Here is a 24,049-nt window from a genome sequence, read left to right as displayed (position 1 = left end):
CTCTCGCGGCCCGGTACGCCCCGTAAGATGGACCCCATGGCTAAGACCGGTACGACGACCCAGGGGCTGCGCGCGGCGATCGAGCGCAGCGGCTATTACCCGACGCTCGTGGCCGAGGCGGTGCAGGCCGCGGTCGGCGGTGAGCCCGTGGTGTCGTACCTCGTCCATCAGGAGACGACCTTCGACGCCAACGAGGTCCGCCGCCATGTCACGGTCCTGGTCCTGACCGGCACCCGCTTCATCGTCAGCCACACCGACGAGCAGGCCGCCGACGCCACCTCCCCGTCGCCGTATGCCACCACCTCCACGGAGTCCGTCAAGCTGGGCCGGATCTCCTCCGTGGTGCTCAGCCGCGTGGTCGCCAACCCCGAGTCGTACACCCCGGGCCAGCTGCCCCGCGAGGTCGTGCTCACCATCGGCTGGGGCGCGGTCGCCCGCCTGGACCTGGAGCCCGCCGCCTGCGGCGACCCCAACTGCGAGGCGGACCACGGCTACACCGGTTCCTCCACCGCCGACGACCTTTCGCTGCGGGTCAGCGAGGCCGGTGACGGACCGGACTCGGTGCGCGAGACGCTCACCTTCGCCCAGGCACTCTCCGAGGCCACCGCGGCCACCCCCACCCCCCGCTGATGGCCCACATCGCCCCCGCCTGGCCGGAACCCGAACCGCTCGACCCGCTCAGCGCCCCGGTACCGCAGTACGGCACCGGCTCGCTCGCCGATCTGCTGCCCACCATCGCCACGGGGCTGGGGATGACCGGCCTCGCCACCACCATGGAGCTGGCCCCCGCCGACCGGGCCTGTGTGTTCCTCATCGACGGCCTCGGCTGGGAGCTGCTGCGCGCCCACCCCCAGGAGGCGCCGTTTCTCACCTCGCTCCTGGACACCTCGTTCAACGGCAGCGGCCGCCCGCTCACCGCGGGCTTCCCCTCCACCACCGCCACCTCGCTCGCCTCGGTCGGCACCGGCCTGCCGCCGGGTGCCCATGGCCTGCCCGGATACACCTGCGAGGACCCGGCCACCGGCGCCTTGATGAACCAGCTGCGCTGGTATCCGTGGACCGACCCGTATGCCTGGCAGCCGTATCCGACGGTCTTCCAGCGCGCGGACGCCGCCGGTATCCACACCTGCCAGGTCTCCGCACCGAACTTCCAGCACACGCCCCTCACCAAGGTCGCGCTCAGCGGCGGTACGTTCCACGGCCGGCTCTCCGGCGAGGAGCGGATGGACCTCGCCGCCGAGCAACTCGCCGCAGGTGACCGTTCGCTGGTCTATACCTACTACTCCGAGGTCGACGGCAAGGGACACCGCTACGGCGTCAACTCCGACGCCTGGCGCGGCCAGTTGATGTACGTGGACCGGCTCGCCCAGCGGCTGGCCGAACAGCTCCCGCCGCGCAGCGCCCTCTACATCACCGCCGACCACGGCATGATCGACATTCCCTTCGACCCCGAGTCGCGGATCGACTTCGACGAGGACTGGGAACTGCGCGCCGGCGTACGCCTGTTGGGCGGCGAGGGGCGGGCCCGGCATGTCTACGCCCACCCGGGCGCGGCCGCCGATGTGCTCGCCGTATGGCGCGAGGTGGTCGGCGAGCAGATGTGGGTGGCGAGCCGCGAAGAGGCCATCGCCGCCGGGTGGTTCGGCCCGCAGGTCGATGACCGGGTGCGCGCCAGGATCGGCGATGTCGTGGCGGCCGCGCACGCCGACATGGTGATCATCGCCACCGAACGAGAGCCCCGTGAGTCGGAGATGGTCGGGATGCACGGCTCGATGACCCCGATGGAGCAGCTGGTGCCGCTCCTGGAAGTCCGCACCTGACCCGCACGGCCCGCCCCGCCCGCACGTCGCCCCACCCCTCCGCACGAGCCCGAAAGGCCCGCAACTTCCCATGCCCGAGCTGGTGTTCTTCTCCGGAACCATGGACTGCGGAAAGTCAACTTTGGCGCTACAAATTGCGCACAACCGGTCGGCTCGTGGGCTGCAGGGCGTGATCTTCACGCGGGAGGATCGTGCGGGAGCCGGCAAGCTGTCGTCGCGGCTGGGCCTGGTGACCGACGCGGTGGAGGCCGCTCCCGGGCTGGATCTGTACGCGTTTGTGGTGGAGCAATTGTCGCGGGGCGGCAAGGTGGACTACGCCATCGTGGACGAGGCCCAATTCCTTTTGCCGGAGCAGATCGACCAGCTCGCCCGGATCGTGGACGATCTTGACCTCGATGTCTTCGCGTTCGGCATCACCACGGACTTCCGGACCAAGTTGTTTCCGGGGTCGCAGCGGCTGATCGAGCTGGCGGACCGGCTTGAGACGCTCCAGGTCGAGGCGATGTGCTGGTGCGGGGCGCGGGCCACGCACAACGCTCGCACACTGGGCGGCGAGATGGTCGTCGAAGGCGAACAGGTCGTGGTGGGGGATGTGCGTGGGGCTGCGGAGGCCGTCGGGTACGAGGTGCTGTGCCGCCGTCATCATCGCAAGCGAGTGACGAGCGCGACGGCGCAGGCGGCGGCGCTTTCGCCTGACGTCTTGCCGGTCACGTCGGGTTGACCATACGTCAAGGCGGTATTGGTGAACTTCGGCGTGGGTTGATTCTGTACGCGCTGTGTACTGCGGTGGTCCCGGTGTGCTTATGCGCAGGTCATAAGGCCACCGCGTCGATCGAGGATCTGTACGGCATTCCGCCGGCGCTCATGCCGAGGCTGGGCGGGGCGGGCGTGAATCGAGACTGGTAGGCGGTCGACGGTATGCGCATGACCCGGGGAGCGTTGACAGGTATCTCGGGCCCGGGTAGAGCGCCCATTGAGTAGACGGATGCATAGGTGCCCATCGCACCCTGCTGAAGTCGTTCGCCCAGTTCGTAAGATCGCGATGTACGGCAGCGGCTCCGCGCACCGAGGGGCGAGTGCGCGGGCAGCAGCCCTGCGCCTCGTCGTCGCCGGATGCCTGCCGTGCGTCGAGTGCGGCCCCACCACATGCCCGCCGTATCTGTATCGCGCCCCTTGGTGGCTCTGTGGTCATGGTGATCCACTACGAGGTTGAGGGTGGCAGGTCAGACTTTCACCGGTCGATCAGCCTTGGGGCGACCTCAACCATGTCTCGAAGTCGCTCAGGAACTCGCCCATGGCGCCGAGGGACATAGGCGAGGACTCGTACTGGGCTGAGAGGTTGATCTCGTACAGCTTGTAGGCGGGTTCGGCATCCCGTGCCCCAGCGCAAGCAGCCGCCAGCGCTTGGACCGCCCGTCCCCGGTCGCCGGCTTCCACAGCCTCCACGAGCTCGGGCCATAGGGTGTCACCGATGTAATCGACGAGCTCCATGATGTGGGTACCTGCCCGGTGGGCGCGATTCTCGATGGCTTCCCGCTCGGCCCTGGCGAGGTCCTCGGCTCGTTGGGACTCCCGTTCGTCGGGGTCCGCCCAGGTATGGGCGGCCCAGCTCTCCTCCCAGAGCTGCTCCGCCCGTGCCATTTCGGCCTCGAACTTGCGATCCAGGTCCTCCTGCGTGAGACGAGGATGTTCCCAGGAGTCGTCATTCTCGAACGACGACAGCGGCAGAGTGAGGTCGGGTACGGATTCGTCATCGCGCAATGCGGTGAGCAGCAGTACGGCGTCGATCGCGGGAAGGACCTCCTCCATGTCCACCAGCCCTCGCAGGGATGCGACGGACTGCTCGACGGCTGTGTAGTCGTACTCGGCGATCTGGTCGTCGAGGTCGCCATGAAGATCGAGGAGGGTGCTGCCGATCGTCTCGATCTCATCCATGCGCGCTGCTATCTCTGTGTCGAGGCGCTCAATGATCTTTCGCAGCTCGCGGACGTCCTCGACCTGCTTCTCAAGATCGGCTACCGCTTTGGCCAGCTCGCCCATTCCATGTCCCCCTGTCTCGACGATCACAGCGTTCTCCTGGATGCAGACTAATGACGAAGGCTGTCCTGTCCTCTGTGATCTAGCCATGAGGGCAGGCTGCCTCCTGGGCCCCCATTGCCGGCCATCCTCGCCGAATGAAGCGCCCGTAGGTCTGACTGGGACTGATAACCACCCTTATCAATTGTGTGGTACACACGGGGACCGCAACCGCCGTATCGTTCTGTGGCATCGGGTGAGGCCCGGAGCGGAGTCGCGGAGTGCCGCAAGGTCCGACCTGACGGTCGACGCGGCTGATGGGATAAGAGCTGGACGGGGGAGGGACGCTTACCGTGGCCACTGGTCGGCCGGACATGATTCAACGCTCCCCGGCGTCCCCCTTGGTATCGATGTCCGATATAGCCGCCTTTGCCCGGGTGAAGCGTCCTGTGGTCACGACCTGGCGCCGTCGTCACCCGGACTTCCCCGTCGCCGTGTCCGAGAACTCGGGACGACCGCTGTTCGACGGTGCCCAGGTGGCTGAGTGGTTGATCGCGTCCGGTCTGGGCAACGCCGCTCCGACGGAACTCCGGTCCGAGCTGGCTCTCTTCGGCATCATCGCGCTGCGGGAGCGGTTCACGTCGTGGCAGCTGGTGGAGACACTGGGAAGCCTTCTGTGCCTGCGCCGGCTCGACGGCCGGCCCCTGACCGGTGGCACGAACGAACCCACAAGCGGCGCCGAAGCGGACACGACTCTGTGGTCCGCCGTGCTGCGCCGTGCCGAGCGGATCGATGCGGAGGATGATTTCGTCCTCAGGGAACTGCGTTCCCTCGACGCCACCGCGGCTCCGCTCGCCCGCCTTGCCGAGGACCTGGTCGAGGCCGCCTACGACGAGAGTGGCGCATACGAGTGGCTGCTCACCGCCCGCTCCCGGCTTGGACTGGACTCCCTCGCCGCCGATGCGGTCGCTCCCGAGCTGAGCCGCCTTCTCACCCAACTCACCGACCTCCGTCTCCGGCTGGAGCACGGTAAGTCCCTCACCCTTGCCGATCCGCACGCCCGCGCCGGCGACCTGCTCGCCGCGCTCCTCTATGACACGGAGGACCGCGACCGCGTCGCCGTCCTCGCCGCCGACTCCGATGAGCGGCTGGCCCGCATCACCCGCCGCCGCCTGCTCCTCGCAGGCGTCAGCGAACTCGATCTCGACATTCAGACCGGGCCTGACCTGGAGGAACGCCTCGCGGACCCGGACTTCATCGTCACCCAGCTCCCCTATCGCCCCGGCGAGGACCGCTCGGTGTTCGCAGCCCTGGCGGAGGTCGAGCGTGTCGCCGACCTCCTCCGCCCCGGCTGTACGGCCCTAGTTCTGGGGCCGGCCGACGCGCTCGTGGACGAACTCAAGGACACCGAGGCGTCTCGGCTTCGCTCGGCCCTCCTGCGCGACAATGTCGTCGAGTCCGTCATCGCGCTCCCCGGTGGCGTCCTGCCCTTTCGCCCCGGATATCGCCCCGCGCTGTGGACGCTCACCCGCGGCCCCGTGTCCGAGGCGGAGGGCAAGGTCTTACTGGCCGACATCAGCTCCGAGCAGCTCACGGCGGGGGTGCGCATGCGGCTCGCCGAGGACGTCCTCCTTTGGCGTGCGGAAGGTTCCCTGGCGCTCGATGTCCACGACCCGCGCTACGGCCGCGTGGTCCCCGTCGCCGACCTGGACCGCGCCTTCGGGGGCCCGCTGACCCCACCCGCGCCGCCTGCCTCCGCGATCTGGTCCGACAAGGTCAAGGAGCGCCCCGCCCTGATCGCCGAGGCCGAGGCGCGCCTGGAGCGGGCGACGGCGGACACCCACGCGTACGAGGACGAGCAGGGTCCCTACCGAGGAGGCGTTCTGCGCCGCGTCGGCCGCCTGCCCCGGCGCGCCACTCTCGGCAAGCTGATCGCCGGAGGCAGGGTGACCAGGCTCCCGGGCCACCGGGTCGACGAACGCCACCTCACGGCGGACGGACACCACGCCGTCCTCGGACCCGAGGAAATCACGGGCGAACGGCCCCTCGGCGTGCGCCGTATCGACCGACTGGTCCTGGCCACCGAGTACGACCGAGTGGCGCTTACCGAGCCCGGCGACATCGTTTACACCCTCACCCCCCGCCTCGGCCTGTACGTCGACCACGACGGCTTCTCGGTGACCGCCTTCCCGGCCCGCGTCCTCCGCGTCAACCCCGACGCCTCCCGCCCGCTGACCCCGCGCGTCCTGGTGGCCCTGCTGGGTGCCGCCCGGGGCACCGTCCGAAGCCCCAGCGCGGTACGCCCCGCCCGCCGTATCGAGGACTACCAGCTTCCCGACCTCGACCCGGACGAGGTGCTGCGCTTCGATGCCCTGCTGGCCGAGACCGAACACCGAGAACGCCTGCTACGGGCCCAGGCCAATGCCCTCGCCGAGGCCCGCCGCCTGACCATCGACGGCCTGGCGGACGGCACGCTCACCCTCGCCGATCTGCAAACCCGACACTTCAACCGTACGTAGCCCATCCACTGCTCAGTTGGAAGAAGGAACGATGCCTCCCCGCAAGCGAGCCGCGGCAGCCGCCGGACAGGGCGAACTGCTCAGTGTCTCCAGCACCAAGGAGATCCAGGACATCCTGTGGAAGGCCGCGGACAAGCTCCGCGGCTCCATGGACGCCGCCCAGTACAAGGAGTTCGTGCTCGGACTGGTCTTCCTGAAGTACGTCTCCGATGCCTTCGCCGAGCGCCGCGAGGCACTGGCCGCCGACCCCGAGCTGGCCCAGATCCCTGAGCACCGCCGGGCCGCCTTCTTGGAGGACAAGGACGAGTACACCGAGAAGAACGTCTTCTGGGTACCCCCGACGGCACGCTGGGACCACATCTCCGAGAACGCCTCCAGCGCGGAGGGAGGCGTCGGCAAGCTCCTCGACACGGCCATGGACGAGGTCATGAAGGCCAACAAGGCCCTCACCGGCGTCCTCCCGAAGATCTTCAACCGCGACAACGTCGACCAGAACCGCCTGAAGGAACTCGTCGACCTCATCAGCGACGCCCGCTTCACCGGACATGGCGATCGTCCGGCCCAGGACGTGCTGGGCGAGACGTACGAGTACTTCCTGGAGAAGTTCGCCCGTGCCGAAGGCAAGCGCGCCGGCGAGTTCTACACCCCGGCGAGTGTGGTCCGCCTGATCGTCGAGGTGCTGGAGCCTTACGAGGGGCGGGTGTACGACCCGGCGTGCGGCTCGGGCGGCATGTTCGTGCAGAGTGGCAAGTTCGTCGCGAAGCGTCGCGGTAAGGACCACACGCACGACATCGCGGTCTACGGTCAAGAGGCCAACGAGCGCACGTGGCGCCTGGCCAAGATGAACCTCGCCATCCACGGCATGGACCCCAAGGGCGTCGGCGACCGCTGGGCAGACACGTTCGCGGACGACAAGCTGCCGGATCTGAAGGCCGACTTCGTGATGGCCAACCCGCCGTTCAACATGTCGGACTGGGCGAGAAAGTCGGACGACCGGCGGTGGCGTTACGGCACTCCGCCCCAGTCGAACGCGAACTACGCCTGGCTCCAGCACATTGTGTCCAAGCTGGGGGACCGGGGCAGTGCCGGCGTGGTTCTGTCGAACGGCTCGATGTCGTCGAAGCAGTCGGGCGAGGGCGAGATCCGCGCGGCCATGGTCGAGGCGGATCTGGTGTCCTGCATGATCGCGTTGCCGGGCAACCTGTTCCGGACGACGACGATTCCGGCGTGCCTGTGGTTCCTGACAAAGGATAAGTCCCCGCAGGGTACGAAGGCCCTCAACGACCGGCGGAGCCGTGTGCTGTTCATCGACGCCCGAGCAATGGGCACGATGCGTGATAAGACCGAGCGCATCCTCACTGAAGGCGACCTGGAGAAGATCTCCGATACTTATCACGCGTGGCGCGGCACCAAGTCTGCGAAGGGCAAGGAGCTGGAATACGAGGATGTCCCCGGATATTGCTACAGCGCGACGCTGGAAGAGATTGAGAAACATGACTATGTACTAACGCCGGGATGGTACGTTGGGACGGCGGAGGACGAGGGTAATTTGGACGCCGAGCCGCCGGAGGAGCGGATTGCCCGGTTGACGAAGGAGCTACTTGCGCAACTTGACGAGTCGGCGCGGCTTGACGCGGTGATGCGAGACCAGCTGGGTAGGATCGATGGTTGACAAAGTGCGTCTTGGCGAGTTCATCGACCTTAAGACCGGTAATCCGTTCAAGAGTGTGCAATTCACTGATTCTCTCGATGGTGTCAGGTTGCTACGGGGGGACAATGTAGGGCAGGGGCGATTGCGCTGGGCTGGCGCGAAGAGATGGCCATCAACGGACCTGGCAAGTCTCGATGATTTTGAACTAGAGGAGGGCGATGTCGTCCTGGCCATGGATCGACCTTGGGTGACCGCAGGACTAAAGTATGCGGAGGTGCGGCAAGAGGATATTCCTAGCCTGCTCGTTCAGCGCGTCGCACGTCTTAGGGCCAACGGTGGCCTCGAACAGCGATTCCTCAAATACGTCATTGGTAGCCCCTCGTTCACGAGTTATGTGCTCGGCGTTCAAACGGGTACGTCAATTCCTCACATTAGTCCGGAGCAGATTCGGAACTTCACATTTTCAATGCCGTCACCGACTGAGCAGTCGGCGATTTCGGCGATTCTCGGGGTGTTGGACGATAAAATCGCCGTGAACGAGCATATTTCGGAAACTGCCCTCGCCCTCGCGCGCGCTGTCTATCGGCAGGCTGTTCGCCGGAATGAAAGGGATGCAAAGCTTGGAGAGCTTGTCGTACTCAAATACGGTAAAGCTCTTCGTGAACCTGATCGCCGTTCAGGGCAGGTGCCCGTGTTCGGGTGCACAGGTCAGGTGGGGTGGCATGATTCGGCGCTCACGTCCGATGCTGGGCCCGTGGTCGGGCGTAAGGGTGCGAATGCCGGCTGGGTTTCTTGGGCGCCTCGATCGAGCTGGGTGATCGATACGGCATTCTTCGTGCATATCGTCCGGGAATGCCTTTCTCCGGAAGTTGCATTTCTAATGTTGGAGACTGCGAACTTGTCCGGTTTTGTTGGGGACTCGGCTGTCCCTGGACTGAATCGTGATGCTGCGCACAGTCAGTTGGTAAGAGTGCCGTCTGAGGAAGTGGCCAGCGAATTGTCCGAGAGGGTAGCCCCGCTCATGCTGCGGTCAACGCAGTCGCAGTACGAGTCCCGCACCCTAGCCGCCCTCCGCGACACCCTCATCCCCCAACTAATGTCCGGCAAGCTCCGCGTCCGAGACGCCGAGAAGATCGTGGAGGACGCTCTATGACCACTGAAGGCGGCAGCGAGCACACCCCTGCCCACCTAGACGTCAAATTGACCGAGTCCACCTGGGAGCACCTCGCCCTCGATGAACTCGGCGAGCTCGCCTGGGAGGTCAAAGCCGGCAAGGAACTCGCCCCCGGCACCGGACATCGTCGTGACTGGGACGACCTGATCCTCCACGGCGAACTCCAGGCAGCCATCGAGAAGCTGAACCCGGAGCTAACCGCCACCGCCGTCCACGAAGCCCTCCGTATCGCCACCGACCCCGCCTCGCGCGAGGCGTACCCGGAAAACAAACAGGCGCACGAGTACCTCACCGACGGCATCCGGCTGACCTACACCGACGAGTTCGGCGCCGAGCAGACCCCGACCGTTCGCCTCGTCGACTTCACGAACCCCGACGCGAACAGCTATCTCGCCGTCAACCAGGTCATCGTTCGGGAACCCGACGGCAGCCACCGCCGCTTCGACATCGTCCTCTACGTGAACGGCCTACCGCTCGCCGTCGTCGAGCTGAAGAGCGCCTCCGACGAGAATGCGACCCTCAAGTCGGCGCATGCTCAACTCCAGACCTACGTCTCGGAGTTCCCGATTGCGTTCCGTTACAACGTGCTCTGTCTCGTCTCGGACGGCATAGCCGCCAAGTACGGCACAGTCTTCACGCCATACGAGCACTTCGCACCCTGGAACGTCGACCACGAGGGCGAACGCGTCGACACCAACGCGCCTGGCTACGACGGCTTAGACGCACTGAACCTGGCACTCCACGGCCTGTTCACGCAGGACCGATTCCTCTCTCTCACGCGTAACTTCGTCAACTTCCCTCCGCCCAAGCCCGGCGAGCCCCTCTCCGGCAAGCGGATCGCGAAGCCGCACCAGTACTTCGCGGTCAACAAGGCGGTGGACGAGGTCGTCAAGGCGTCCCACGCGACTGGGCAGGCCGGAGTCGTCTGGCACACACAGGGCGCGGGCAAGTCGGAGGAGATGGTGGAGACGGCTGCGCTCGTCTCCCGCCACCCCGCCCTGAACAATCCCACCATCGTCGTCATCACCGACCGCAACGACCTCGATGACCAGCTCTACGACACCTTCCGGGACAGCAAGACCCTTCTCGGGCAGGAACCCATCCAGGTCAACACGCGTGAAGAGCTGCGTACCGAGCTGAAGAGCCGAAACGTCGGCGGGGTCGTCTTCACCACCCTCCAGAAGTTCGGTCTGAGCAAGGAGGAGAAGGAGGCCGGCAAGTCCCACCCCCTCCTCTCCAAGCGCCGCAACATCTTGGTGATCGTCGACGAGGCGCATCGTTCGCACTACGACAGCCTCGATGGGTACGCCCGCCACCTGCGCGATGCCCTTCCATACGCCACCCTGCTTGCCTTCACTGGTACGCCGATCTCCAAGGCCGAGGCAGACACCCGTGCCGTCTTCGGCGAGTACATCGACATCTATGACCTGAAGCGGGCTGTCGACGACGGGGCCACGGTCCGCGTCTTCCACGAGCCGCGCGTCATCGAGGTCGACCTGCCCAAGGGCGTCGACCCAGGCAAGCTCGACGAGCAGGCCAACAGTCTCACCGAAGGCATGGATGACGCCGAGCGCCGGCGTGCCATCCAGTACGCCACGACGATGAACACCGTCTACGGTGCCCCCGATCGGATAGCGAAGCTCGCCGACGATCTCATCGCCCACTGGGAGGAGCGCCGGAAGCTCGTCAAGCCTGACCTCGGCGGCCCTGGTAAGGCGATGATCGTGTGCATGACGCGGGATATCTGCGTGGCGCTCTTCGACGCGCTTGCCGAGCGTCGGCGGGGATGGGTGGGCAAGGAAGCCGATCAAGGCGTCATGAAGATCGTCTTTCACAGTGACCCCTCCGATGAGGAGCACCTGCGCAAGCACGCCCTGCGACCGTCCCAGCAGAAGGTGGTCCAGGCCCGCGCCAAGGACCCGGACGATGCGTTGGAACTGCTCATCGTCCACTCCATGCTGCTGACCGGCTACGACGCGCCACCCATCCACACCCTGTACATGGACCGTCCCATGCAGGGCGCCAACCTGATGCAGGCCCTGGCTCGCGTCAACCGCCGCTTCCGGGGCAAGCGGGACGGCCTTCTCGTCGGCTACGCGCCGCTTACGGACAATCTCGCCAAGGCGCTGCGCGAGTACTCGGACCAGGACCGCAAGGACCAGACGCTCGGCGCGGACATCGAGCGGGCGATCACCGAGGTCAAGAACGAGCTGTCGACCATCAAGGGGCTGCTGGCCGGCTGCCGCTGGAGGGGGTGGCTGGCCGACGCCGGCCGTCCCGACTCCCGGAGGCGCGCACTGCGCCTGACCGCCGACTTCCTGCGTGACCCGAAGAACCCTGGCAACCGGGTCGAGCCCGGCGCCAAGCCGCTCTCCGTCCGCTTCAAGGACAGCGCAGCCCGCCTCGACCGCTTCTACCGCGTCTGTGCGATGAGCGGTGAGATCTCCGAGCGCTGCGAGGACCTGAACGACTGGCGCCGCGACATAGCCTTCTTCAGCGAGATCCGGGCCTGGATGATCAAGCTCGACGCCGCCCAGCGCGAGGCGAGCGGGGAGCCGCTCAGCGCCGAGGTCCAGCGCTATCTGCAAGCCCTCGCGGCTTCCGTCGTCGACGCCGACGAGATCACCGACCTGTACGCGGAGGCCGGGATTGGCCGGCTGGACATCACCCGCCTCAACGAGGCGCAGCTGCGCAAGCTGGAGAACTCGGAGACCCCGCACCTGGTCACTGAGGCCCTGCGCCGCATGATCCAGCAGAAGATGCGCGAGGTGACCAAACACAACGTCGTCCGGAACGAGAGCTTTGCTGAGCGCCTCGACGACCTGATGAGGCGGTACATGCTCCAGCAGCTCACCAGCGCTCAGGTGATCGCCGAGCTCGCCGCCCTAGCGAGGGAGGTGGCGGCGGAGGCCCGTCGCGGCGAGCGGTTCGACCCACCACTCAGCCATGCAGAGCTGGCCTTCTACGACGCGGTCGCCCACCGCGACATGGCCGAGCTGATGGAGGGGGGCCAGGACACACTCGCCAAGATCGCCCGCGCGCTGGTCAAGGACATCCAGAAGAACCTCTCCGTCGACTGGCTCTCCCGGGAGCCCGTACGCGCCAAGCTCCGCACTCGCATCCGCCGCGTACTGGCGATGTTCGACTACCCGCCGGAGGAAGAGCGCGAGGCCATTGACCTCGTCCTTAAGCAGATGGAGATCGTGGCCGCCCTGTGGGCCCCTGCCGCGAAGTAGCCGAGACCACGACGGGCGGACCAAGTGGGGCGGTCTGCCCGTAGGACGAGGCGCGCTCCAAACAGTGGCGCGCCGCTGCCTATTGAGGTCCGTGAACGAGACGCTTGAGAAGCGGCTGCCTGCGGCCCCGCCCTCCTCGTGCCCCGAATGTGAGCCCAGTCGAGGGCTGCTCCCGGTGGAGGTCCTGGTCGTGTGCTGGTGGCCGGGGCCACCCCGAGCAGTGGGCGAGGCGGCAGGGGGCGAGGGGCCCTCACGACAGCAACTAGCGTCATAACGCTGGGAGTTGTGATAACCCAGGTTATCGCTGAGATTGTGGGGTGTGGCACCTCTCTGTCCCTAACGTTTTTCCGTCACACCGGGCTCGCGCAGAGCTGGAGGCCAAGCCCTCTTCCCTCACCGCGTTTCGCCCGGCCGACTCCTCACGGAACCGGACCACGGAAGGGCGGAGAGCCATGGCAGAGCACCCCGAACAGAACAGGCCCCCGAAGGGCGTTGAGCAGAACTGGCAGGCCCCCGGCAGCGGTGGCTCCTCGTCGACGCTCTCTCGGCTGGCCGATCGCCTCGAAATGTCCACTCTCGCCCAGGCGACGAAGGAGATCCTTCGCGAGGCACTGGGCGGAGTGGGAGCCGACTCGGGTGTCGTTGGCCCACAGCCTGGCCAGCGGGTGTTCCTGGAATCCATTAGCGTCAGCGGTTTTCGGGGCATTGGCCGCAAGGCATGTCTGCCGCTGAGCGCGAAGCCCGGTGTCACCCTTGTTGTGGGACGTAACGGCACGGGAAAGTCGAGCTTTGCCGAGGGCGTCGAGACGGCGTTCACCGGCCGGACCGCCCGCCTCGACAAGCAGCGCGGTGAGGTGTGGCGCCGGCACTGGCGCAACCTGCACCACGGGGCCGAGCCGAAGGTCGAGGTCGGTCTCGCCCTTGCGGGTGACACCCGACCCTCCGCGCTGACGTGCACCTGGCCGGGCGACGACGTAACGGCTCCCGAGGTCGTGTTCAAGCGGCCGGGTTACGGCCAGCGGCCCTTCAAGGACGTCGGCTGGGAGGAGGCGCTGAACGGCTACCGGCCCTTCCTGTCGTACTCCGATCTTGACAAGCTCATCAGCGGCAAGCCCAGCGAGCTGTACGACTCGATCGCCACCATTCTCGGGCTCGGCGAGCTGACGGCCGCTGATGAGCGGCTCCAGGCCGTCGAGAAGGCACTCAACTCAACGGCGAAGACGGCCGATGCAGACCTTCCCGCACTCGTCGAGTCGCTGTCTGCCTTGGACGATCCGCGGGCGGAACGCGCGCTCGCGGCGGTCAGCGGGTCGGGGACTCCCGACTTCGACGAGCTGGAGGCCCTCGTGTCCGGACTGCCGGACGCGGACGACGACCGTCTCCGGGAGCTGCGCGCGACCGTTGAGCTGACGGGTCCCGACCTCGACGCGGTCGGCGCTGCCGTGGACCGACTGCGTGAGGCCGTCGCCGTACTCGACGACGTACGCGCCTCTGGGGCCGAGGACGCCCACCAGCGCTCCGAGCTGCTGTTCAGGGCACTGGATCACAGTCGCCGGCACCCGGATGATGACGCTTGCCCGGTATGCGGATCCGATCGGCCGCTTGACGAGGCATGGGCCGAGCAGGCCGCCGAACAGGTAGCGGCCTTGCGGCAGGAAGCCGCCACCGCGCAGGAGGCCCGCATCGAGTTGCGGGGCGCCATGGACGCCGTTCGTTACCTCGTCACGCGGGCCGTGTGGTTGCCGGCCCCGCTGGTCGTGCCGTGGGAGGAGTGGATGGCCTGCCGGGCGATCGACGACGCCGAGCGGCTCGCCGCCCGCGCTGAGTCCGCCGCACTCGTCCTCGCCGACGCCTGCGCGGTCCTGCGGGAGGAAGCCGCCCGGGAGCTGGAGAAGCTCGACGAGGAGTGGCGGCGCTGCGTCACCGGCCTCGCCGCTTGGCTCGACCGAGCCCGGAGCGCGCACGCAGACAAGCCCCGGCTGCGCCAGGTCAGGGCAGCCCGCAAGTGGCTCAAGGAGGCGTGTGCCGAGCTGCGTGAGGAACGGCTGCGGCCCTTCGAGGGGCACTCGCAGCGGATATGGGAGGAACTGCGCCAGCAGAGCAATGTCGACCTGCGGTCCGTACGCCTGGCCGGCGCCGAGAAGGCCGCTGTGCGCAAGCTCGTGATGGATGTGTCCGTGGACGGTAGGGAGGCTGCAGCACTGGGCGTCATGAGCCAGGGCGAGCTGCACTCCCTCGCCCTCTCGCTCTTCCTGCCGCGTGCCGCCGCACCTGACAGCCCCTTCGGCTTCATCGTCATCGACGACCCCGTGCAGTCCATGGACCCCGCGAAGGTTCACGGCCTCGCCAAGGTCCTGCACGACCTCGGCGAGTCCTGCCAGGTAGTGGTCTTCACCCACGACACGCGGCTCCAGCGGGCCTTCACCAACCAGGAGCTCCCGATGACGGTCCTGGAGGTGGAGCGTGAAGCACGTTCTTCCGTGACCGTGCGCCGGGCGATGGATCCGGTCGAACAGGCACTGGCCGATGCACGCGCCCTCGCCCGTAGGCCGAACCTTGAGCCGGTCGCCGTGACCCACGTACTGCCAGGTCTCTGCCGCACCGTCCTGGAACGCGCTTTCTCCGAGGCCGCGTGGTTGCGCCTGCACCGGGCCGGACTGACCGAGCACGAGGCGGAGAAGACCGTTGCGGCCGCCGTCACGCTGAGGGACATCGCCGCTCTGGGGCTCTTCGGGGACCTGTCCAGGACGGGAGATGTCTACCGTGAGTTGCGCAGGCGCTGCGGCCCTGCGGCGTTGGACCTCGTCCGGAGGTGTCAGGAGGGTGCGCACCCGTCCGGCACCTCCATGCCGGACCCCCTCCAGTTCGTGCGGGGCGTCAAGGCCGTCGCACAGATCGTGCGCAAGCCGGAGGTGGTCGTCCAGTGAATGCGACGATCCGGCAGTTGCTCGACACCGCCGACCTGCTTATCGAGGACAGTGGTGGTGCTGCCACCACCGGCCCCGTCACGGGCGGGCCCGCCACCGCGACGAGCCGGTACCGCGGTGCCGCGTTCGCCCTCCGCGCCGCGCTGGAGGGCGCAGTCGCCGACCGTCTCACCGCATACGGCGTCCCCCGCACGATTCGTGAGGGCTCCGTGCGTGCCGCACTCCTCTGGCTTCGCGGCTGCGCCGAAGCGGAGACCGCCCGCCGGGCGAAGGCCGCATGGAGTCAGCTCTGCCTCGGCTGCCACTACCACCAGTACGAGACCGGGCCTACAGAAGACCAGGTTCGCGCGTGGCGCACCGAAGTCGCCGCGATCATCGCGCTCTTGGCCCACTGATCAGGCCCCGGCCGATGCCGGCCGCCGGCTTGGCCGCAGGGAAGGCCGGGCCTTGATCCACTGCGGCGTGAAGCCCGCCGCCAGGAAGAGAAACACGTGAGAACGACACCACTAGGGCGGTTACGCCGCCCTGCACAAGGAGCGGCACGATGGCAACTCGTACGTCCAAGCGAACTCTGTACCGGCTTACAGGTGTGGATCCCACCGTCAACGCGATGTTCGATGCCTTGGACACGAATCAGCTTGAGCGGATCCACGCGGATTTCGACGTGCCCGAGAGCCTCGGTGTGCCTGCCGTCCTGGTCACGGGCAGCTTTGAACAGCACGTCGCGAGCTGGTGCGACGAGATCTTCCGTACGACGGGCGTCGAGGTGTCACGGCCGGTCAACCGCTCGGCCGGACTGCTGATGCTAGCTGTGGACGGAGAGGTGTACGCCATCGGTTACGACCAGGGCTTCCGTCTGGTGCCCGACCGGCTGAAGGACCACCGCTTCGGGCTGAGCTTCGCGTCTCGCCGGGTGGACCCCGGACGCATCCGGGACCTGGTGTCGCACACCCCGGGCGGAGGACGCACCGACATCACCCTGGTCCCGGGCGGCGCCTCGGTGTGGAGCCTGGGCATCGTGGAGCACGCCCGGATCGTGCGGCGCCTCGGCGGCCACCTTGACGACATCCCGCTCACCATCTCCCGGGACAACCCGGCGAGGCTCTCCAGCGCCGAGGGCGGTGCCGGCCTGCGCCTTCGGCTCGGGGTGGAGGGAGCCGACTTGATCGCCGACATCCGTGCGATCGCCCGTGTGCTGCGCGAGGAGAAACCGAGCCCGGAGCTGGAGTTCGTCGAGCACGTCGTACCCGTCGGCGATCCCACCCTTCTAACCCGTCTGGAGGCTGCCCTTGATGACCTCCTGGGACAGGAGCCTGACGGGAGGATCAGCGGCGCTGTCCCCGCCGACCACTGGGACGACTACAACGCCACCCAGGCATTCAGGGTCAGGATCAACAGCGACACGGCTGGCCAGTCAACCAACGACTTCGACCTCGACTATGTCCTCTGCCGGGCCCGCGTCCAGCGTGCCGGCAGACGGGTAGCCGCACTCCGGGAAGGCACCGTCACTCTCTACCGGCACAGCCGCGCCGATCGGGCCGACGAGCTCTGGGTGTCCAACGCGCTCCGGTGGATCGAGGCGGAAGTTTTCCTGGACTCCCACCGGTTCTTCCTGGTGGACGAGCACTGGTACGAGATCGACCAGGCGTATCTCAAGGCGATCCGCTCGCACACCGAGCGGCTGATCACCACCTCCCCGTCTGTCGATCTGCCCCCGTGGGTCCTCGGGGAGAAGGAACGCACTTACAACGCGTCCGTGCCGGACCAGCGACCCGGGTACGTCTGCTTCGACCGCGACAACGTGCAGACCGCGCTGCACCGCGGGAATGGCGTAGAGATCTGCGATCTGCTGAGCCCGGACAACGTCCTGGTTATGGTGAAGCGCGCCAAGGGCTCCGACGCGCTGAGCCACCTCTTCAGCCAGGCGCTCGTCGCCGTACAGACCCTGCGGCACTCCGCGGAGGGGAGGCAACGGTTTGTTGCGAAGGTGGCCGCGGCCCGGAAAGGGCGCGGCCTGCCGGAAGATTTCCTGCCCTCGAAGGTCGTCTTCGCGATCCTGCTGAAGGATGGCACCGACCTCACCGCCGACACTTTGTTCCCGTTCTCGCAGGTCACCCTGGTACAGACAGCCAGGACACTTGAAGCGTGGGGCGTTGAGGTCGAGGTCGTCGGCATTGCATCCACTCCAGGCGTAGTCACCTCGACTAGGAGCCGGCGGTTGGCGGCGTAGCCCCCGCGACGGCGCCGTCGGACGCCGAATCATGCAATGCCCGGGAGTCATGTCGTCACGGTGGGCGCCGGTGACCAGCTGCCGTCTAGGCACACAAGTAACGGATTTCGTCTCTCTTCGGGCGACCGGGGCGGCGTAGGCGGAGGAGCCCCCTTGGTGCAGTTGGCTTCACGGAGTTGTGGAGCCCTGTGTCGGGGGAGTGCTGTCGCAACGACGGCGCGGCATCAGGGCCACACGTGGGCAAGCTGTCCCTCTGGCTTTAGATGTAAGGGAAGTTGGCGAGTTGCTGGCCCCGGCGGTTGGTTTCGTCAGAGCCAGCCTTTTTGGGCGGCTTTGATGCCGGCTTCGAAGCGACTGGAGGCGTCGAGGCGTTCCATGATGGAGGCGACCTGTCGCCGGATGGTGCGATCGGTGAGGCCGAGGCGCTGTCCCGCTGCTTGGTCGGTGAGACCGGTGCCGAGCAGGCGCAGGAGCTCGCGTTCATGGCCGGTAAGGCCGGTTTGCGGGTCGTCGGGGTGGGTGGCTCCGAGGGGGACGGCGGTGTTCCATGCCTGCTCAAAGAGTTCGAGCAGGGCGGTGACGATGCCGGGTTCGGTGACGTGCAGTGCGCCTTTGCGGGTGTTGGCGGGGTCGATCGGAAGCAGAGCGTGGGTGCGGTCGATAATGACCATGCGTTGGGGGATGGTGGGGGCGGTGCGGACTTCTCCACCGTGGCTGAGCAGTGCGTGGCTGTAGGCGGCGATGTGGGGGTGGCGGCGGGCCTGCTCCTGGTAGAGGGTGCGCATGGCGACACCTCGGTCGAGGGCGGCGAGGTCGTGGTCGCGTCCGGCGTTGAGGTCGTCGGGGCGCTGGATGCCGGGTTGGACGCCGATGATCTCGGTGTGGGCGGCCCGTCCCAGGCGTTCGAGCCGGTTGTGGATGGCGTCCATGCCGAGCAGGCGCTCGCCGTGGGTGGAGCGCTGTCCGGCGCGGTCGGCGACCATGCGGGTGACCGCGGCGCGGGAGGCGGCCAGTTGGGCCTGTCGGGCGGCGAGTTCGGCCTCCTGGCGGGCCACCATGTCAGCCAGACCGATGTCGGGGTCGACGGCCCGCATCTGCCCGGGGTGCTCGCTGGATGCGCGGACCAGCATGAGCTGTCCGAGCTCGTCAAGGCAGCTGTGGACCTGTGTGGGAGCCAGGCCACAAACGTCGGCAATCCGTTCGAGGCCGTGGTCGGGGTGCTCAAGCATCGCCTGGTAGACGGCGGTGGCGTCGGTGCTCACTCCGAGTGCTTGCAGCATGATCCTGTTGTCCCCTCCTGGACGCCACCCCCCCGGCCGCGCCCCTGGGCGTCATGATCGCAGCACCCGGCACCACAATTCAAGAGATCATTTCGATATTCATGCAGGTCAGGGCGCATCGGAGGAAGCCGTCTACCGACGGCGTACGGCGCATAGTCCAGCTTCGGGACAGGGCGAAACCGGCATTGCTTCAGGAATCCCGGATGTCACGAGCGTGGTCGCATGTCCTGATCCGGATGGGCCCTGTTCAGGACGCCCGGAAAGCCTTCCAAGGGGGTTGAACTGCGGCGAAGCTATTCATCGCCAGCAGGGAACAGCCCGAACGGCAGCCGGACGAGCGTCAACCGCGGGACGCGAGACCGGAACAGGACACGCCGTCACTTGATTCCGGAAGGAACGATCACCATGATCCGCACCCGTATTGCTCAGGCCGCCGCGGTCGCCGCCGTCGTGCTGGGCACCGTTGTAGTGCTCCTCCCCTCCGCTGCAGTTGCCGCCGCACCCCCTACCACCGTCGCAGCTGTCCCGGCCCCTGTCGCCCGAACGGCTTCCCCTGACAGCGCCACCTGGGGCTGAAACACTGGTGGACATCGTCTATGCCAGCCTGTACCGCCGCACCTGGGGTTGCGCCGAGTCGGCGAGCGAGGTCGCCGAGATGCTGGGCGTCCTGTGGGCTCATGCGAGACCTGAGGACGGACTGGAACACGCCTCCGGCCGTGCCGAGGGGGACCGTGTCGACCTGCTCATGTACCTGCTCACCATCGACCCCACCACCCCTGGTTTCCGCAGTGTGACACACCGCGCCAACTCCCTGCTGCGCCGTTGCCATGCGGCATCACCGCTCATGCGGCGTCGCTATCTGCCACCTGACGCGACGGCGTAGCCGTGCCGCCGACTGTCTCCTGACACACGTGCAAAAGCCATTTCGGGCTTCGCTGTAGCGCTTCGCGTCAGATCTTCCTGCAGGACAGCCGCGACCACGCGAGGCCCATGCCCTCCATATACCTGCCCTTGGGGAGGGGAGATCCGCCATGCCTGCCATACGCAGACGCATCTTCGTGATCGTCGGTGCCCCCGTGCTGCCCATAGCCGGTTACCCAATCAACAACTCGACGATGCTGGCCTTCTCCTCCCAGGCGGCCACCGTCGCCCTCGGCCGGGACGCTCCTCCGGCCTGCCGAGCCTGACGGTCCGACCAGGCGAGCGGACCGCTGTGTGCCGCTGCGCCCCATTTCGAAAAGAGAATCCCATGGACACTGGTCGCGAAGCCGTTAGCTTCGGTGACGTATTGCAACGATCGCGAAAGCGCGTCGGGCTGACGCAGGAGCAACTCGCGGGCCTGTCCACGGTGAGCGTCCGGGCCATCAGGGACTTGGAATTGGGGCGAGCGCACCGTCCTCGAGGCCAGACGGTTCGGCTTCTCGCTGACGCGCTTCGGCTCAGCGGTTCCCCACGCGTGCTTCTCGAGTCCGCGGCGGGCCGGCCGGCTGAAAACACCAGCGTGCTGCAGATGTACGAGGGCGAAGCGGCCGCGCCCCCCGCCCCAACCGGCCCGTTGTTCGGTCGGGTGGCAGAACTGGCTGTGATCAGCGAAGCTCTGCACCGTGAGCGGATGGTTGCCTTGGTGGGGTTGGCCGGCGTCGGCAAGACCCGACTCGCTCTCGAAGTGGCCCACCGCAGCCGCACCGATGGCGAGGCCCCGGCCCGCACTGTGTGGATCCCCCCTTCCGACGCCGCGCCCCGTACCGACCCCGCCGGGGACCACTCGCGTGCCATGTTTACTTCTTGGGTGGTGGACCGCCTGCGCGGCGCGGAACCTGTCGAGGAGCTGGCTGCCTTGATTGGCAATCGTCCCACGGTGCTGGTGATCGACGCGTACGAGTCCTCGCCGGTGCGGTCGGGAATGCTGAGGCGGATGCTCGATCGGTGCCCCGGGCTGCAGGTGCTAGCCACGACCAGGGCGCCGCTTCCGTTCGCGGGTGCCCGGACCGTTTCCGTGCCGCCGCTGCCGCTCGCAGCTGCGGGTGACACGCCCGTTCCCCGCGGTGGGGCCCCAGTGTCGCCCGCTGTTGAGCTGCTGTTGTCGCACCTGCGCTACAGCCGCCCGACGCTGACACGCACCGAGGCCACGCTCGAAGCGGTGGCTGTTCTCTGTCGCATGCTGGACGGCATCCCCCTCGCTCTTGACTTGGCCGCCGCTTGGTTCCCCATCTACCTGCCCGAGCAGATGGTGGCCATGGTTCGGGAAGCCCCGCTCGACCTCTTGGAGCCGGTCCTCGGAGTCGAACTCAATGCCGGACCCGACCTCCGTGCACTGGTTGGGGAAGCGGTGTCGGGGTTGAAGTCTGGGGAGACCGTGGTGCTGCGCACTCTGTTGGCCCGGGATTCATCATGCCCCGCAGACCTGCTGGGTAAGCAACTGGGACTGCCCCTCGCCGAGACAACCCGGGCCCTGCACGCACTGCTGCAGCGGGGGCTGGTCCGGCGCGAGACTGCACCCGACGGGGCGGCCTCCGTGGATGTGTTGAATTTGGTCCGGCACGTTGTGGCTACTTCACCAGGTTTGTGCGGAACCGCTTTCGAATGCACGCGGCCCTGACCCTACCGCTACGAGACGGTCCGCCCTCCTTTTCAGCTGCCGGTCTCCTGCCGAGCACCTGCCGACCAGTCGAGATGCCGGTCCCTAGGCTGATCGACGTGTCCCTTTCCGCGGGTGCGGAACGAGCGAACGGAACCCAAGAACATGCCTGTTGCAGAATTGCTTCCCGATGAGGACGAGATAGCGTCCGTCTTCCCGTTCGGCGGTTCGTGCTCGCTGCCGGGACATTGCGGGACGCTGCGACGCACCGTTCTCCTGCCAGACGATTGCGCGCACCAAGCAGCGGATCTGCTGCCTGCGGCGACATTGCTCCTCGGCCGGAAGTACAGCAACAGCACAGCCTTCCGCATCGGCGTTCGGCGTTCCTCCTGGGCGCCGGGCGACCGTAGCGGCACCCTGGCCGTCGCCATGCCGGCATCGATGACGGTACGGCAGGTCCGAGAGGAGGTTGCGGAAGCCCTCGCTGGCTTGAGCCCGACACCTACCTCCCTCCACGACGCTGTGCCGCCGACCCTGCACTGTGTCCTGGACGGACCCGCCGACGGCCGTCATGGATACGACCTGTCCCTTTCGGTCGAGCCCCGGCCCGGACAGCGGACCGCACTGCATCTGGACTGCCACGAGCATGTCCACGGCTCAGGCTTTGCCAATCGAATGCTGGCCCATCTCGTGAATATTCTTCGGCAGTTGCATACGGGACCGGAAATGACGATCGCCAGCCTCCGAATGCTGACCCACGCTGAGCGGACCCAGCTGTGCGAACTGGGCCGCGGCACCCGGCAGCAGCCATACCCGAGCGAAAGCTCCATTTACTCCCTCTTCGTCGAGCAGGCCGTCGCCCACCCCAACCACGAGGCGGTCAGCCACGACGATGGCGCCCTGACCTACCGGGAACTGCACGAGCAGGCTCTGGCCCTGGCCTCGGCGCTGCACGCCCGAGGTGTGCGTCCGCACGACCGCGTCGCGTTGCTGCTGGAGAAGACCCCGCGACTGCTCGTGGCTGTTCTGGCCGTCCTCCGCCTCGGTGCGGCCTACGTACCGATCGCCGCTGGCGTTCCCGAACAGCGGCGGGCCTACCTGCTCGCCGACAGCGGCGCCTGCCTCCTGCTGTCCGAGGGCCTGGTGCAGGCGGACGTCCCCGTCCTCGACCTGGCGCAGCCGTACGCGACCGCGGACACCGGGCACCAGGAGCTGCCGGAACCAGCCACCGGTCCACTCGACGTCGCGTACGTGATGTACACCTCCGGCAGCACCGGCCGGCCGAAGGGCGTGCTGGTCAACCAGCGCGCCGTCGTCCGCCTGGTCAAGAACACCGACTACGTGCGGCTGTCGTCGAAGACCCGGATCCTGCAGACAGGTGCCATCGCCTTCGACGCCACCACTTTCGAGTTCTGGGGTGCACTGCTCAACGGCGGGACCGTTGCCCTTGTCCCGAGCGAGGAGGTCCTCAGTGCAGCCAGCCTCGGCGCGGCCCTCGCACGGCACCGGGCCGACACCCTCTTCCTGACCACGGCTCTATTCCACCAGATCGTGGAGCAGGAACCATCAGTCCTGGCGGGCTGCCAGGTACTCGTCGGAGGCGAGACCCTCTCCGCGCGGCACCTGACCAAGGCGATGGACGCCTGCCCCGGCAGCGAGTTCGTCCATGTCTACGGTCCTACGGAGAACACCACCTTCTCCGTGGCCCATCCCCTCATCACCCGACACACGGGCAGGGTACCGATCGGCCGCCCCATCGCCAGGTCCACTGCGTATGTTTTGGACTGGGACGGCAACCCTCAGCCTCTCGGCGTGCCCGGCGAGCTGTACGTTGGCGGCGACGGACTCGGCGACGGGTACCTGAACCGTCCCGAGCTCAATGCCGCCGCCTTCGTGTGGGGCGGGCCCGGGGAGCCCGAGCGGCTCTACCGCACTGGTGACCTCGCCTTGTGGAGCGAGAGTGGGCAGCTTGAGTTCCTCGGCCGGGCCGACCACCAGGTGAAGGTCCGAGGCTTCCGGATCGAACTGGCTGAGATCGAAAGCCAGTTGCTGCGTCTACCGGTGATTCGCGAAGCCGTGGTCCTGCTGCGCCGCCGCGGCGCCGACCTGTCCGTGCTCAGTGCCTACGTGACCGCCGACGAGCCCGCGAGCGGCGAGAGGCTGCGTGCCGAACTCCTCAAGGAGTTCCCCGACCACATGGTGCCCGCGGAATTCACACAGGTTGACACGATGCCACTGAATCGCAACCAGAAGATCGACCGAGCCGCGCTGGCCGCGTTGGATCCCGTCGCCGGGGCCGCCGTGCCAGGGCGGTCCAGCGTCCCGCGTACCGCGACGGAGGTGACGGTGGCCGCCGTCTTCGCGGAGGTACTGGGGCTTCCCTCCGTGACCCTGGACGACAACTTCTTCGACATCGGCGGCCATTCGCTGCTCGCGACCCGGCTCTGGAGCCGGCTCCGGTCCGCCCTCGGCAGGGAATTCCAACTGCGCCAGATCCTCGACACCCCTACGGTCGGGGGCCTCGTGGCGAGCTTGGAACGGGACGAGGCGACCGCGGTCGCGCGTCCGAAGCTGGTCCGCCGGCCGTCCTGAACGGCCCTTTTCTCGATGTGGAGTGG

Annotated in this window: 17 protein-coding genes; 15 read left to right on the top strand and 2 right to left on the bottom strand. The window is 67.2% G+C overall.

The window, feature by feature from the left end:
* Positions 1-36 precede the first annotated feature (36 nt).
* From ACWGJY_RS13785 to ACWGJY_RS13775, 3 genes are all read left to right on the top strand, one after another.
* Positions 37-630, top strand: coding sequence for a DUF5998 family protein (locus ACWGJY_RS13785; protein ID WP_453261000.1), 594 nt, complete (start codon positions 37-39; stop codon positions 628-630).
* A complete protein-coding gene (locus tag ACWGJY_RS13780; RefSeq protein ID WP_453260999.1) occupies positions 630-1,820 on the top strand; it encodes an alkaline phosphatase family protein in 1,191 nt (396 codons plus the stop codon). The genes ACWGJY_RS13785 and ACWGJY_RS13780 overlap by 1 nt, the downstream gene beginning before the upstream one ends.
* Positions 1,821-1,890: 70 nt before the next feature.
* Complete coding sequence (locus ACWGJY_RS13775; protein WP_453260998.1) at positions 1,891-2,541, top strand: thymidine kinase; 651 nt, start codon at positions 1,891-1,893, stop codon at positions 2,539-2,541.
* 521 nt (positions 2,542-3,062) lie between these two features.
* Here ACWGJY_RS13775 and ACWGJY_RS13770 read toward each other — a convergent pair.
* On the bottom strand, positions 3,063-3,887 hold the full coding sequence (locus ACWGJY_RS13770; RefSeq protein ID WP_453260997.1) for a hypothetical protein: 825 nt from the start codon (positions 3,885-3,887) through the stop codon (positions 3,063-3,065).
* Between the two features lie 359 nt (positions 3,888-4,246).
* On the opposite strand from ACWGJY_RS13770, the gene ACWGJY_RS13765 reads away from it, so the two are divergent.
* The 7 genes from ACWGJY_RS13765 (at position 4,247) to ACWGJY_RS13735 (ending at position 17,573) form a co-directional block, all read left to right on the top strand.
* Positions 4,247-6,355, top strand: a complete 2,109-nt coding sequence (locus ACWGJY_RS13765; RefSeq protein ID WP_453260996.1) for a hypothetical protein — start codon at positions 4,247-4,249, stop codon at positions 6,353-6,355.
* 31 nt (positions 6,356-6,386) lie between these two features.
* Positions 6,387-8,027, top strand: a complete 1,641-nt coding sequence (locus tag ACWGJY_RS13760; RefSeq protein WP_453260995.1) for a class I SAM-dependent DNA methyltransferase — start codon at positions 6,387-6,389, stop codon at positions 8,025-8,027.
* A complete protein-coding gene (locus ACWGJY_RS13755) occupies positions 8,020-9,159 on the top strand; it encodes a restriction endonuclease subunit S (RefSeq protein ID WP_453260994.1) in 1,140 nt (379 codons plus the stop codon). Before ACWGJY_RS13760 ends, ACWGJY_RS13755 begins: the two co-directional genes overlap by 8 nt.
* Positions 9,156-12,416 carry a type I restriction endonuclease subunit R gene (locus ACWGJY_RS13750; RefSeq protein ID WP_453260993.1) on the top strand — a complete coding sequence of 1,087 codons (3,261 nt, stop codon included), beginning with the start codon at positions 9,156-9,158 and terminating at the stop codon, positions 12,414-12,416. Before ACWGJY_RS13755 ends, ACWGJY_RS13750 begins: the two co-directional genes overlap by 4 nt.
* A 452-nt stretch (positions 12,417-12,868) precedes the next feature.
* The gene (locus ACWGJY_RS13745; protein ID WP_453260992.1) at positions 12,869-15,343 is read left to right on the top strand and encodes an AAA family ATPase; all 2,475 of its coding nucleotides are present in this window, start codon (positions 12,869-12,871) and stop codon (positions 15,341-15,343) included.
* Complete coding sequence (locus ACWGJY_RS13740; RefSeq protein ID WP_453260991.1) at positions 15,340-15,738, top strand: hypothetical protein; 399 nt, start codon at positions 15,340-15,342, stop codon at positions 15,736-15,738. Before ACWGJY_RS13745 ends, ACWGJY_RS13740 begins: the two co-directional genes overlap by 4 nt.
* 149 nt (positions 15,739-15,887) lie before the next feature.
* Positions 15,888-17,573, top strand: coding sequence for a TIGR04141 family sporadically distributed protein (locus ACWGJY_RS13735; RefSeq protein WP_453260990.1), 1,686 nt, complete (start codon positions 15,888-15,890; stop codon positions 17,571-17,573).
* Positions 17,574-17,881: 308 nt separating this feature from the next.
* Here ACWGJY_RS13735 and ACWGJY_RS13730 read toward each other — a convergent pair whose 3' ends face one another.
* The gene (locus ACWGJY_RS13730) at positions 17,882-18,853 is read right to left on the bottom strand and encodes a LuxR C-terminal-related transcriptional regulator (protein ID WP_453260989.1); all 972 of its coding nucleotides are present in this window, start codon (positions 18,851-18,853) and stop codon (positions 17,882-17,884) included.
* 405 nt (positions 18,854-19,258) lie between these two features.
* On the opposite strand from ACWGJY_RS13730, the gene ACWGJY_RS13725 reads away from it, so the two are divergent.
* The 5 genes from ACWGJY_RS13725 to ACWGJY_RS13705 all read left to right on the top strand — a co-directional run bounded on the left by ACWGJY_RS13725 (position 19,259) and on the right by ACWGJY_RS13705 (position 24,023).
* Positions 19,259-19,429, top strand: a complete 171-nt coding sequence (locus tag ACWGJY_RS13725) for a hypothetical protein (protein WP_453260988.1) — start codon at positions 19,259-19,261, stop codon at positions 19,427-19,429.
* A gap of 7 nt (positions 19,430-19,436) precedes the next feature.
* On the top strand, positions 19,437-19,736 hold the full coding sequence (locus tag ACWGJY_RS13720; RefSeq protein WP_453260987.1) for a hypothetical protein: 300 nt from the start codon (positions 19,437-19,439) through the stop codon (positions 19,734-19,736).
* Between the two features lie 148 nt (positions 19,737-19,884).
* Positions 19,885-20,040, top strand: a complete 156-nt coding sequence (locus tag ACWGJY_RS13715) for a hypothetical protein (protein WP_453260986.1) — start codon at positions 19,885-19,887, stop codon at positions 20,038-20,040.
* Between the two features lie 62 nt (positions 20,041-20,102).
* A complete protein-coding gene (locus ACWGJY_RS13710; RefSeq protein WP_453260985.1) occupies positions 20,103-21,452 on the top strand; it encodes a helix-turn-helix domain-containing protein in 1,350 nt (449 codons plus the stop codon).
* Between the two features lie 705 nt (positions 21,453-22,157).
* Positions 22,158-24,023, top strand: coding sequence for an amino acid adenylation domain-containing protein (locus ACWGJY_RS13705; protein WP_453260984.1), 1,866 nt, complete (start codon positions 22,158-22,160; stop codon positions 24,021-24,023).
* Positions 24,024-24,049 lie beyond the last annotated feature (26 nt).

The organism is Streptomyces sp. NPDC054765 (assembly GCF_053612065.1).
Note: the sequence above shows the minus strand (reverse complement) of the source record. Positions and strands in the feature narration are given on the sequence as shown.